Genomic DNA, 14211 nt, shown 5'->3' with positions numbered 1-14211 from the left:
TTTAAGCGTGGGACTGAATGCCACCATATAAGGTTTGATATAAGCCTTCTTGCTCAACGAGCTCACCATGGGTACCTGTTTGCGTCACTCTTCCATCTTCAAGCACATAAATCAAATCTGCTTGCTTCACCGCCGATAAGCGATGGGCGACAATAAGAGTCGTTCGACCGCGTAAGAATTCCGTTAACGCCTTATGCAAAGCCGCTTCAGTTGCGGTGTCCAGTGCTGACGTTGCTTCGTCTAGGATAACAAATTGTGGGTTGCTCAGCACCATACGTGCAATCGCTAAGCGTTGACGCTGACCGCCGGATAGGCGAATACCATTACGACCAATTTGAGTATCCAATCCGTGGTTAAGTTGCGAAATCACGTCCTGAAGCTGAGCGACTTCTAGTGCTCGCCATAATGACATTTCATCAAAGTCACCACCAAGGGTCAGATTATGCCTTAAGGTGTCATTAAATAGTATAGGTTGTTGTAAAACCACGGCAATTTTGTCGCGTATTACTTCAAAGCTGATGTCTTCCGTTAACTCATCATTAAAACGGATAGAACCAGAATTCTGACGGTAAACGCCGATCAATAATTGAATCAGGGTTGATTTACCACCACCACTCGCACCCACAAGCGCCACTTTCTTACCAGCAGGAATGTGCAACGAGAGATCATCCAACACCTTGTTTTCATTGTTGTATGAAAAATCAACATGTTCAATTTTTACATCAACCTCTCGATTTTCTCTGAAAGGATTTACTTTCGAGACAGGTCTATGTTCTTCTTCCAATTCGAGTAGATTATTAATTCGCTTAAGTGCCGCTTTTGCGCTGTACCAAGAGAATTGGATACCCAATAGTTCTTGAACAGGAGACAACATAAACCAAAGGTAACCAAACACCGCGAAAATTTGACCAATGGTAAGGTCACTGAACATTACCATTAGCATTGCAACCGCACGGAACAACTCAAAACCGATTAAAAACAGAAGGAAAGAGACACGTCCCGCAGCCTCTGATTGCCATGCATACTTGTCAGCATCGATACGAACTTGGTCAGCGCTGCCTTTTAACTGCTGGAGAAACTCTCGCTCTTTATTAGCCGCTCGTAGTTGATAAATGCCGTCAAGAGTTTCGACTAAGCGGTTCTGGAAAATCTCAAATGAATGGTTTTCTTTGCGCTTAAGGTGCTTAACCATACTTCCCAGCTTACGTGAGAAGTAAATGACAATAGGGTTGACGAGAAGAATAAACAGACCCAGACGCCAATCGAGCCAAAGTAGCACGATGGCTGTACCAATCACCGTCAGTAGGCTGATAACAAATTTAGCTAATGTAGAACCAATAAATTTATCAATGGTCTCAATGTCGGTGATAAGGTGAGCGTTGATGCCACCACTGCCTTTTGTTTCGTACTGTCGAATGCTAATACGACCAAGCTTGTCGATCATTTTACTTCGCATTTCAAAGGTGATTGTCTTTGAAACCAAGGTAAATTGTCGGCTTTGAAGAATATTAAACCCTTGGCTTGCTGCCCTCATCAGCACAACCAAGAACAGAGTAAAGAAGATATAACCCGTAGGTGTGTGCCACGCTTCAGGTAAAACCGCGTTCATTGCTGCTAAGCCCGATGCCGGTTTGTCCAATAAGACTTCATCCACCATGAGAGGCATAAGAAGAGGGATTGGAACACTAATCAAGGTCGCAAGTACAGCTATCAAGTTCGCTAGAATCAGCTTGGACTTGTGCTTTTTCACTTGTGTTATCAACCAAGAACGGCTAATAGTGTCGTTTTTCGGATTCATTGTAATTGAGAATAAGTCCTATTAAAAAGTAGGGCTGCATTTTAGCGCCATACCAACAGAATGGAAGCCTAAATAAAAAGTAGGAAGTTAATATGAACATAGAACAATACCAAAGACTTACCAAGCAAGTAGTTGCGCTTATCGAATCAGAGAAAGACTACATCGCAAATCTTGCCAACATCAGCTCTCTTCTATTTATGGAACTTGAAGACCTGAATTGGGCGGGTTTTTACCTAACGAAAGGTGATGAGTTGGTGCTCGGCCCTTTCCAAGGTAAGCCTGCTTGTGTTCGTATCCCAATGGGACGAGGCGTCTGTGGTACTGCTGCACAAACTAACAGCGTACAAAGAGTATACGATGTGCATGCATTTGAAGGTCACATTGCTTGTGATGCAGCAAGTAATTCAGAAATTGTTATTCCTTTTACTATCAATGGGGAAGTGGCTGGCGTGTTGGATATTGATAGTCCAAATATCGGTCGATTCAATGAAATTGATGAAGAAGGCCTCACTCATTTTATGGCTGAAGTAGAAAAGCTGCTTAATTCGCACGCTAACGACGCATAAATTCGCCCTCGAGTGTGGTTTTTCCTTGGCATGTCACTATAATACGAGAATATTTTTTCTTAATGCTTCGCGGAAATCCGCTCAAACCAGGAACCCTCATGACTGAAAAGTTAAAAAACAGCAAAGAAGTTATCGCATACATTGCTGAATGTTTCCCTAAGTGCTTTACTTTAGAAGGTGAAGCAAAGCCTCTGAAAATTGGTATTTTTCAAGATCTTGCGGAACGTCTAAATGAAGACGAAAAAGTAAGCAAAACTCAGCTTCGTGCAGCGTTAAGACAGTACACTTCATCATGGCGTTACCTACACGGCGTAAAACCAGGTGCAGTACGTGTTGATCTAGATGGCAACCCATGTGGTGAGCTAGAAGAAGAACACGTAGAACACGCTAAAGCGACACTTGCTGAAAGCAAAGCGAAAGTTCAGGCTCGTCGTAAAGAGCAAGCTCAAAAAGCTCGCGAAGAGGGTAAGGCGAAAGCGAAACCTGCGGCTAAAAAGCCACAACAGCCTCGTCGTGCTAACAAACCAAAAGTACAAAAAGAAAGTAAGCCTGTAGAAACACGCGCGCTAAACGCTGATGAAATCACAATCGGCAACGCAGTTAACGTGAACATGGGCAAAGGAAACATGGCAGCGACCATTGTTGAAGTCAATAAGGATGATGTACGTGTTCAACTTGCTAACGGCCTACAAATGGTTGTGAAAGCGGAGCACTTGCGCGCATAAGGGAGATACTCCTACGCATGAATTGCCGTTCAAAAGTGACACTGATTGCTGCTAGCTTCTGGCTAGCAGCATCAGCTCAGGCTCTAGAAGCCAAACTAAACAAAGATGATTTGCCGGTTCTTGCACCTGAAGTTCAGCATGAAACAGCCAGCAAACGAGTAACTTCTCGATTTACCCGCTCTCATTATAAGCATTTCAATCTAAACGATGATTTCTCCAAAGCGATCTTTGAGCGCTACGTAGAAATGCTTGATTACAATAGAAATATTTTTACTCAAGCCGATATCGACTCTTTCAAAGATTGGTCCGTCAGCCTTGATGATCAGCTTAAAGCTGGTAATAACAAGATTGCATTTGATGTTTATAATCTTTCGATGCAGAAGCGTTTTGATCGTTTTGCCTACGCATTGACTCTACTCGATAAAGAAATCAAGTTTAATACTGATGAGTTTATTGAACTGGATCGTTCAGAAGCCGCATGGCCCAAGAATGAAGCTGAGTTAAATGAATTATGGCGAAAACGCGTTAAGTACGATGCTCTCAACCTTAAAATGACTGGTAAAGAATGGCCAGAAATCAAAGAGGTTCTAGCGAAACGTTACAACAACGCGATGAAACGCATCACGCAAACTCGCAATGAAGACGCTTTCCAACTTTACATGAATGCATTCGCTCGTGAAGTTGATCCACATACTAGCTACCTATCTCCACGAAACGCGGAACAGTTCCAATCAGAGATGAATCTGTCTCTTGAAGGTATTGGGGCTGTGCTTCAAATGACCGACGACTATACAGTTATTCGTTCATTAGTTGCTGGCGGTCCAGCATCTAAGAGTAAACAGCTAGGTGAGGGCGACCGCATTATCGGTGTTGGTCAAGATGGCGAAGAAGTTGTCGATGTGATCGGTTGGCGTCTTGATGATGTCGTTCAACTAATCAAAGGTCCTAAAGGAACCAAAGTTAACCTACAAGTCTTGCCAGAAGGTAAAGATGCGAAGAGTTACGTTGTCACTATTGTACGTGATAAAGTTCGTTTAGAAGACCGTGCGGTTAAGTCTGAAATCATCGAGAAAGACGGTAAGAAGATTGGGGTTCTTGAGGTTCCTAGTTTTTACGTCGGTCTTTCAAAAGATACTGATAAACTGCTATCTGAATTGAAGGCGAAAAACGTCGACGGTGTTATCGTTGATCTACGCAACAACGGCGGTGGTGCGCTGACTGAAGCAACGGCATTAACAGGGCTCTTCATTAAAGAAGGTCCAGTTGTTCAGGTTCGTGATAGCTATGGTCGCATCAAAGTAAATGCAGATACCGATGGTCAAGTGAGTTACGATGGTCCACTAACAGTGTTGATCAATCGCTACAGTGCTTCAGCGTCTGAAATCTTTGCGGCAGCAATGCAGGATTACAACCGTGCGATTATTCTTGGTGAAAACTCTTTCGGTAAGGGTACCGTTCAACAACACCGCTCATTGAATCATATCTACGATCTTTTCGACAAAGAACTTGGCTACGTACAATACACGATTCAAAAGTTCTACCGCATCGATGGTGGCAGTACTCAGAACCGTGGTGTTGCACCAGACATCGCTTACCCAACTCCAGTTGAGCCAAGCGAAACAGGTGAGAGTGTTGAAGACAACGCATTACCTTGGGACAGCATTGATAAAGCAAAATATCAGACATTCCCAAGCAACGACGCGCTTGTTACTAAACTAACTGAGCTTCACAATAAACGTATTGCTGATGAGATGGAGTTCCGTTTCATCAAAGAAGATATTGAGAAGTACCGTAAAGAGAAAGACGATAATTTGTTGTCTCTTAACGAGAAAGTGCGCGAAGACGAATCAGATAAAGCCGAGGCTCTACGCTTAGAGCGCATCAATGAACGTCAAGCAGCAATGGGTAAAAAACCATTCAAAACACTTGATGATGTGCCAAAAGATTACGAAGCGCCAGACGTTTATCTAGATGAATCAGTTGCTGTTATGGTTGATATGCTGAAAGGCTAAAAATTCAGTCAAAACGACTAATAATTCTCTATATAAAGAGCGAGTCATAGCGACTCGCTCTTTTTTTATGTGTTTATAAAGCGGCGTTTCTATAAAAATAGGTTGTTCCTGCGCTTAATTTGCACCAACAATTTACGTGATGTAGATCAAATATTTCGCGAAAATGAGATCTAGAGCCTAAGCTAAAAGAAAACGATAAGGATACCGTTATGAAATGGTTCATTATTTTACTTAGCTTTTGCTGCTTTAGTGTTTCTAGCGCGGAGACCAACAAGGAAGACGAACTTAGTCACTTTGACACTCCATTCTTGATCGGAGATTGGTATTTGATGAATCCAAACCCTGATGATTCTTCAGAAAACTTTAGAGCGATAAAACTCACCCTTGGCTCGGACTACACGTTCTCTATCGACATTCAGAAAAAAGATTACTCAATCGACCATTGGGAAGGACTCTATAACGCCAATGAGGACACCATCGTCCTTGGGTTGAATACTGATGAACCGCAAATTTATGCATATCGTAATAACCACAACACCCTAGACTTGAATGGTGTCACCTTCACTAAGGGGCTGTCGAATGCACTTGCGGGTATTTGGTCAAGCTCTCAAGTTGGAGGGGATGGCATGCTTGCAAATAACATCAACCAAATGGACTTAATTCTTCAGCCAGACTTTGTATTTATGTTTAGAGTGTCAAATGAAGAAGGTGAAGAGGCAGTGAAACAAGGCGTGTTTTACACAGAAGGTGAGCATCTAGTTCTTTTGTACGAGAACGGAGAGCACGGAACCCGCTATACATTGAACCAAAACGAGCTGACGATTCAAGATTCTAACGGTGATATGTACGCGGTACTTAATCGAGTAACACCATAAATGATTCATCACCATTATTTCACGCAGGGTTATTAATAGTGAAATATTCTGATGTTGATTAAATGTTAAACAGAAAGCGGAGCTAAGACACTAAAAGCTCCGTTTTTTTATAGAAAGACTTGTATTCTGATACCACAACCCCTACAAATAGCTTATATCGTGATACCAGTAAGAGGTGTTTGAGCCTCTAGTCCTGGTATTTTTGTGGTTCTATATACAAGGATTTATGGACATGTCTCAAGCTCCCCAAGCGAAATATCGCAAAGATTATAAAGCGCCATCTCATACAATTACCGATATTGATTTGACGTTTGATCTTTATGACAACGACACGATCGTTACAGCAGTATCAAAAGTAGTTCAAAAGGGTGAATTAACCACATTAGAACTCGATGGTGAAGGGCTAGAGCTACGCTCTGTAAAAGTGAACGGTGAAGACTGGTCTCATCATGAAGTCAAAGAAGCCTCTTTAGCTCTTACCGATCTGCCAGCAGAATTTGATTTAGAAATCGTTACTAAGATCGACCCGGAAGCAAACACCGCACTTGAAGGTCTTTACAAATCAGGTGGTGCGTTCTGTACACAGTGTGAAGCAGAAGGCTTTCGTCGTATTACTTACTACCTAGATCGTCCAGACGTTCTTGCGAAATACACAACAAAAGTGATCGCAGACAAAACCGTGTATCCATTTCTATTAAGCAATGGTAACCGCGTAGCTGAAGGTGAGGCAGAAAATGGTCGTCATTGGGTTCAATGGCAAGACCCACATCCAAAACCTGCTTACTTGTTCGCTTTGGTTGCCGGTGACTTTGATGTACTACGTGATAAATACACAACCACATCAGGTCGTGAAGTAGACCTAGAAATCTTTGTCGACAAAGGCAACCTCGATCGCGCGGGTCATGCAATGACTTCGCTGATCAACTCAATGAAGTGGGACGAAGATCGCTTTGGTCTTGAGTACGATCTTGATATCTACATGATCGTTGCGGTTGATTTTTTCAACATGGGTGCAATGGAAAACAAAGGTTTAAACATCTTCAACTCGAAGTTTGTGCTTGCGAATGAAAAAACCGCGACTGACCGCGAATACCTTGGCATTGAAGCGGTAATCGGTCATGAATACTTCCACAACTGGACGGGTAACCGCGTGACTTGTCGCGATTGGTTCCAACTGAGCTTAAAAGAAGGTCTAACGGTATTCCGTGACCAAGAGTTTTCGTCCGATCTTGGTTCACGCGCAGTAAACCGCATCGACAACGTTCGCATTATCCGTGGTCCTCAGTTTGCGGAAGACTCAAGCCCAATGTCACACCCAATTCGCCCAGATAAAGTTATTGAAATGAATAACTTCTACACGCTAACCGTGTACGAAAAAGGCAGCGAAGTGATCCGCATGTACCACACGTTACTTGGCGAAGAAGGCTTCCAAAAAGGCATGAAGCTTTACTTCGAACGTCATGATGGTACAGCGGCAACGTGTGAAGATTTTGTTTCTGCAATGGAAGACGCAACAGGCGTTGATCTTAAACAATTCCGCTTATGGTATAGCCAATCGGGTACACCAACACTTCGCGTAAACAGCGAATATAACGCTGAAGCAAAAACTTACGCGTTAACGGTTGAGCAATTTACTGAAGCAACGCACGACCAAGCAGAAAAACAAGCGCTACATATTCCATTCGATATTGAACTATACGCACAAAATGGTGATGTGATTCCACTGGTTATCAACGGTGAATCCGTACACAACGTTTTGGACGTGAAGCAAGACAAGCAGACTTTCGTATTCGAAAACGTTGCAGAACAACCAGTACCATCATTGCTTCGTGAGTTCTCTGCACCGGTTAAATTGGAATACGATTACAGCGATGATGAACTGATTTTCTTGATGAAGCACGCAACGAACGATTTTGCTCGTTGGGATGCAAGCCAAATGCTGCTAGCGAAATACATTCGTCAAAACGTAACTAACGTTCAAGCGGGTGGTGAGGTTAAGCTATCAGAAGACTTAATCGATGCATTCCGTGGCGTGTTACTTGATGCAAACCTTGAACCTGCGTTTATTGCTCAAGTGCTTTCTCTGCCTTCCATCAACGAAATCACAGGTTGGTACAAGCAGATTGATATTGATGCGGTAGATACGGTACTGAATAGCATTACAGCGTCACTTTCTAAAGAACTAGAAGATGAACTGAGTGCTACTTATCACGCATTGAACCAAACAGAATACAGCATTGACCATGCAGCGATTGGCAAACGCGCTTTACGCAACCAGTGCTTGCAGTTCTTGGCTTACACTGAAAAGGGTAACGAGCTAGCAAAAGCGCAGTATGAATCATCAAACAATATGACCGACACAATTGCGGCGATGAGTGCAGCGAACAGTGCACAACTTGAATGTCGTGAAGCGTTAATGGCGGATTACAGCGACAAGTGGAGGCACGATGGTCTGGTTATGGACAAATGGTTTGTTCTTCAGGGCAGCAACCCAATTGAGAACGCACTTGAGAAAGTAAAAGAAACCATGAGCCACGAAGCGTTTAGCTTGAAGAACCCGAACCGCACGCGCAGTTTGATTGGTTCGTTCTTGAACGCAAACCCAGTACGTTTCCATGATAAATCTGGTTCTGGCTACCAATTTGCTGGTGAGATCCTTCGTCAGTTGAATGATAGTAACCCACAAGTGGCGTCCCGCATGATCGATCCTCTATTGAAATTCCGTAAATACGATGAAGGTCGTCAAGCGCTTATTCGTGCAGAGCTTGAAAAGCTTAAAGCGATGGACAATCTAGCGAAAGACTTATTCGAAAAAGTGACTAAAGCACTAGACGAATAATCGACAAAAGAATAGGGTGGTCATTACGATCACCCTAGTTTTTTGTTCTGACAACAATCCATTTTCATGAACCAGTATTACTTCTCTCTCAACATCTCTTATCAAACATTTCTTTCACACTACTCTGGTGCCGCAAGTTCTGTACAAGTCATTACTGACAATGGTTTGAGGGTGCAACTAGATGCATCAAAATTTCGACCATTTCTTAGTCAATTAGGCATTAGAGGTCGTTTTAGACTCACAACTGACCAAAATAATAAGTTTCTAAAGTTAGAAACTCTGTGATGCCTGATATTCCTAGTGAGTTAAACAGGAATCTTAGTCACATAATCAAACATTTCACCTCCTACCACAGCGAATTTTTGTTAAACATTTGTAATTATGCTTTTACAATAAGTGCATGCATTACCTATGCTTAGTTTCGAGGCTAAAACCCGAAGTTAAGTCCCCCTACAAAACAACAATTCTAATGTGGAGTGTGAATATGACCGCGCGTGAAAATGTAGTGCCGGTTCTGCTTGAAAAGGTATACCAACTAATTCAAGACAAACTCGAGCTTTCTCACCAACCGCTTGTAACTAAACTTGCTCAACACTTATTTAGTAACATTGCTGATGATGACTTGATTCAGCGAAACGAATCCGACCTATATGGTGCCGTTGTTAGCCTGTGGCATCATGTCAATGAAAAGAAACCAGAAGACATTTCTGTCAGAGTATTCAACCCAACTGTCAGCCGCCAAGGTTGGCAATCAACACACACTATTGTTGAAATTGTTGTTCCGGACAGCCCGTTTTTGGTGGATTCCATCAAGATGGCGTTAACGCGACTTGACCTTGTTTCTCACTTGATGCTCAACAACCCAACGCAACTAGAACGCGATAAAAAAGGGCAAGTGACGGACGTTAATGGCGAGGGTGGTGTCCTTCAATCTCTGTTCCATATCGAAGTTGACCGCTTAACCAGTAAAGGTGAAATGCAAGAGCTGAAAAATGAGCTACTGACCATTTTGTCTGACACGCGTTTAGTGGTTGATGATTGGAAACAAATGGTTGATAAACTTAAGATCGTTACTGATGATCTTGAAAAGAACAAAGATCGAGTTTCGATGAAGACTGATCGTTTAGATGAGACGATCGAATACCTACGTTGGTTAGGGGATCATAACTTCACCTTCATGGGTTACAAAGAGTATGATCTTGTTAGCGTCAATGGTGACACTGAGCTGCAACCTGTTAAAGAGAAAGGTCTTGGTCTCTTTGCCGATGACAATCGCATTCGCAGCATCAAGCTTTCTGAACTGTCCGACTCTGCACGCCTAGAAGCGAAAAAGCCTTACGCATTGATCATCACTAAGGGCAATCAAGCATCTCGTATTCACCGCCCAGCTTACACTGACTACATTGGCGTTAAGAAATTCGATAAGAACGGCAAAGTGATTGGTGAGCACCGTTTCACAGGTCTTTACACTTCTGCTGTATACAACCAAGCCGTACAAAGTATTCCTCTGATCCGCGAGAAAGTGGATCGTATTCTAGAAGCGAGTGGTTACCGTAACGGATCGTACTCGTACAAAGCCCTGCACAACATTCTAGAAAACTACCCACGTGACGAATTACTTCAAGCTCGTGAAGAAGAGTTATTAGAAGTGGGGATGGGTGTCGTGCAAATGCAAGATCGTGACTTGTTACGTCTATTTGTTCGTAAAGACCCGTTTGGCCGATTCTTCAGCTGTATGGTTTACGTGACAAAAGATCGATACAACACAGAACTTCGTCGTCAAACGCAACGCATTCTTAAGCAGTACTTTGGCTGTGAACAAGAGGTTGAATTCACAACCTTCTTCTCAGAAAGCCCGTTGGCGAGAACCCATTACATTGTTCGTGTAGACAATAACAACATTGATGTAGACGTGAAAAAGATTGAGCAGAACTTAATGGAAGTATCGACTTCATGGGACGACCGCCTAAAAGAGTCTATCATTGCTAACTTTGGTGAAAGCAAAGGTCTTCCGCTTTCGAAAGAGTACATGAGCGCATTCCCACGTTCATATAAAGAAGACATGATGCCAGGTTCTGCGGTTGCAGATATCGAACGTCTAGAAGCGTTAAGCGACGACAACAAACTCGGCATGTTGTTCTATCGTCCGCAAGAAGAAGCGGCTGAATCGAAAGCAGTTCGCTTGAAGCTATACCACCGCGACGAGCCAATTCACCTATCCGACGTGATGCCAATGTTGGAAAACCTAGGGTTACGTGTGATCGGCGAATCGCCTTATGAGATCGAAACCAACAATGGTCAAACATTCTGGATCCTAGATTTCTCAATGCTGCATAAGAGCGACAAGACCGTTGATCTTCGTGAAGCTCGCGATCGTTTCCAACAAGCATTCGCAGCGATTTGGGCTGGTAACCTAGAGAGTGATGGCTTCAACCGCTTGGTACTAGGCGCTTCACTGTCTGGTCGTGAAATCTCAATTCTTCGTGCATACGCGCGCTACATGCGCCAGGTTGGTTTCCCATTCAGCCAACAATACATAGAAGATACCCTTAGCCATTACCCAGATTTGGCAACGGGTCTAGTAAACTTGTTTGCCAAACGATTCGATCCAAAACACAAAGGCAGCGAGAAAGGTCAGAACGATCTTATCAAGAAAATAACCGAGCAACTGGATCGTGTTGAAAGCCTAGATGATGATCGTATCATCCGTCGCTACATGGAAATGATCACGGCAACGCTACGTACTAACTACTACCAATTGGACGAAAATAAGCAGCCGAAACCTTGGTTATCGTTGAAGATGAAACCAAGCGAAATCCCAGATATTCCTCAGCCAGTGCCTGCGTTTGAGATCTTCGTTTACGCACCTGATATTGAAGGTGTACACCTACGTGGAGGTAAAGTTGCGCGTGGTGGTTTGCGTTGGTCGGATCGTCAAGAGGACTTCCGTACTGAAATTCTTGGTCTGGTTAAAGCACAGCAAGTTAAGAACACGGTTATTGTTCCTGTGGGTGCAAAAGGTGGCTTCGTATGTAAACGTCAGCCAACTCTAACTAACCGTGATGAAATCTTCGCTGAAGGTCAACGTTGTTACAAACGCTTCATTCGCGCGCTTCTCGATGTGTCCGATAACATTATCGAAGGCGAAGTTATTCCGCCGAAGAGTGTAGTGCGTCACGATGAAGACGACCCATACTTAGTTGTTGCCGCCGATAAAGGTACAGCAACATTCTCTGATTTGGCGAACTCTGTATCGGATGAGTACAACTTCTGGCTAGGTGACGCGTTTGCATCAGGTGGTTCTAACGGTTATGACCACAAAGCAATGGGTATCACTGCGAAAGGTGGTTGGGAATCGGTGAAACGCCACTTCCGAGAAATGGGCGTCAACTGTCAAACCACTGACTTCACAGCAATTGGTGTGGGTGATATGGCAGGGGACGTATTTGGTAACGGTATGCTGCTATCTAAGCATATTCGTCTACAAGCTGCGTTTAACCATATGCACATCTTCATTGATCCAAATCCGGATTCAGCCACCAGCTGGGAAGAGCGTAATCGCTTGTTCAATCTCCCACGATCAAGCTGGGAAGATTACAACGCCGAGTTGATCTCGCAGGGCGGTGGTATTTTCTCTCGTCGCTCTAAATCGATCCAACTAACGCCAGAAATCCAAAAAATGCTGGGCACGAAGAAAGCGTCTCTAGCGCCAAACGATCTGATTAAGATGATCCTGCAAATGGAAGTGGATCTGCTTTGGAATGGTGGTATCGGTACGTATGTTAAAGCTTCTAGCGAGACACACACTGATGTTGGCGACCGTGCAAATGACGTACTCCGTATCGATGGACGTGATTTAAAAGCGAAAGTGGTTGGTGAAGGCGGTAACTTAGGTATGACTCAGCTTGGTCGTATCGAATACGCAAGCACAGGCGGTCGTGTAAATACGGACTTTGTGGATAACGTTGGTGGCGTAGACTGTTCGGACAACGAAGTGAACATTAAGATCTTCTTGAATGGTTTAGTATCGAATGGCGATCTAACGGTTAAACAACGCAACCAGATTCTTGAATCGATGGAAGACGAAGTGGGCGAAATCGTATTGGACGATGCATACCGTCAATCTGAGTCTATTTCGGTGACCGAACAGCAAGGTGTTGGCATCGTTAAAGAGCAAATCCGCTTTATCCATACAATGGAGAAAGCAGGGTACTTGGATCGTGCTCTTGAGTACATTCCAGACGATGAAACCTTGATTGAGCGAGAGAAACAAGGTCTTGGTCTGACACGTCCTGAACTTTCAGTACTAGTAGCTTACGGTAAGATGGTTCTGAAAGAACAATTGGTTGCTGACGAAATTGCAAATGATGAATTCCATGGAAAACAGTTAGTTGCTTATTTCCCAAGTGAGTTACGCCGTAACTACAAAGATCAGATGGTAAACCACCCGCTGCGTGCTGAAATCATCGCAACAGCGCTAGCAAACCAAATGGTTAATGAAATGGGCTGTAACTTCGTGACTCGTCTTCAAGAAGAGACGGGCGCGAGTGTCGTTGATATTGCGAACGCTTACAGTGCAACACGTGAGATCTTCGAACTGGAAGATATTCTTAAGCAAACTCGTGCACTCGATAACGTTGCAACTGCAGAAGCACAGTATGAGATCATGTTTTATGTACGTCGCGCATTGCGCCGTATCTCTCGTTGGTTACTTCGCAATCGCAGCGGTAAGAGCACAGTAACCGAGCTCGTTGCGCTATATAAAGACGATGTTCACACTATTACTGAAACGCTGGACACCATGCTAGTTGCATCAGAAGTGGAAGAGCATAACGAACTTGCTCAGAAATGGATTGAGCGCGGAGTAGAGGAGAAACTGGCACACCACGTAGCTCGTCTCTCTAGCCTACAGTCTGCACTGGATATTTCAACAGTAGCAAGCGAAACGGGTAAAACGGTTGAACAAGCCTCGAAGCTTTACTTTAATCTAGGTGACCGTTTATCACTTCACTGGTTCTTGAAACAGATCAATAGCCAAGCGGTTGATAATAACTGGCAAGCTCTTGCCCGTGCAGCATTCCGTGAGGATCTTGATTGGCAACAACGTCAATTGACTGCTCAAGTTCTAACTTGCGGCTGCTCAACAGAAGATCTAGACGTGATGCAAGCACTCGAAGATTGGATGACAACGAATGAATTGTCATTGCATCGTTGGGAGAGCATCTTAAATGAATTCAAAGTTGGTTCCGTTCATGAGTTCGCTAAGTTCTCTGTTGCACTTCGAGAATTGGTTCTACTTAACCTGAACTGTTCTTCGAACGAATAGGGTAAGTGACTTTAGCAAAAGCCTCGCAATCGCGGGGCTTTTTTATGTTCAAATCACTATAACTCCACAC

General features: G+C 43.6%; 8 protein-coding genes. 7 read left to right on the top strand and 1 reads right to left on the bottom strand.

Annotated features, from left to right (window positions below):
* Position 1: 1 nt before the first annotated feature.
* Positions 2-1798 carry an ABC transporter ATP-binding protein gene (locus tag NL647_RS16880; RefSeq protein WP_253650430.1) on the bottom strand — a complete coding sequence of 599 codons (1797 nt, stop codon included), beginning with the start codon at positions 1796-1798 and terminating at the stop codon, positions 2-4.
* A 92-nt stretch (positions 1799-1890) separates the two neighbouring features.
* Here NL647_RS16880 and NL647_RS16875 point away from each other — a divergent pair, with 92 nt between their 5' ends.
* The 7 genes from NL647_RS16875 to NL647_RS16845 all read left to right on the top strand — a co-directional run bounded on the left by NL647_RS16875 (position 1891) and on the right by NL647_RS16845 (position 14141).
* Positions 1891-2364, top strand: coding sequence for a GAF domain-containing protein (locus tag NL647_RS16875; RefSeq protein ID WP_253650429.1), 474 nt, complete (start codon positions 1891-1893; stop codon positions 2362-2364).
* A 98-nt stretch (positions 2365-2462) separates the two neighbouring features.
* Positions 2463-3089, top strand: a complete 627-nt coding sequence (gene proQ / locus NL647_RS16870; protein ID WP_005446802.1) for an RNA chaperone ProQ — start codon at positions 2463-2465, stop codon at positions 3087-3089.
* Positions 3090-3106: 17 nt separating this feature from the next.
* Positions 3107-5101 (top strand): carboxy terminal-processing peptidase, encoded by a 1995-nt coding sequence (gene prc / locus NL647_RS16865; RefSeq protein WP_059678565.1) that lies wholly within the window; start codon positions 3107-3109, stop codon positions 5099-5101.
* Between the two features lie 209 nt (positions 5102-5310).
* Positions 5311-5976: a hypothetical protein gene (locus NL647_RS16860; RefSeq protein ID WP_005446804.1), complete on the top strand. Its 666-nt coding sequence runs from the start codon at positions 5311-5313 to the stop codon at positions 5974-5976.
* A 232-nt stretch (positions 5977-6208) separates the two neighbouring features.
* On the top strand, positions 6209-8815 hold the full coding sequence (gene pepN / locus NL647_RS16855; protein WP_253650428.1) for an aminopeptidase N: 2607 nt from the start codon (positions 6209-6211) through the stop codon (positions 8813-8815).
* Positions 8816-8881: 66 nt separating this feature from the next.
* Positions 8882-9100, top strand: coding sequence for a DUF2835 domain-containing protein (locus tag NL647_RS16850; RefSeq protein WP_005446806.1), 219 nt, complete (start codon positions 8882-8884; stop codon positions 9098-9100).
* A gap of 199 nt (positions 9101-9299) precedes the next feature.
* The gene (locus NL647_RS16845; RefSeq protein WP_253650427.1) at positions 9300-14141 is read left to right on the top strand and encodes an NAD-glutamate dehydrogenase; all 4842 of its coding nucleotides are present in this window, start codon (positions 9300-9302) and stop codon (positions 14139-14141) included.
* Positions 14142-14211 lie beyond the last annotated feature (70 nt).

It is taken from the genome of Vibrio sp. Y29_XK_CS5, assembly GCF_024181835.1.
Lineage (GTDB): Bacteria > Pseudomonadota > Gammaproteobacteria > Enterobacterales > Vibrionaceae > Vibrio > Vibrio harveyi.
This window is presented reverse-complemented; position numbering and strand designations above follow the sequence as displayed.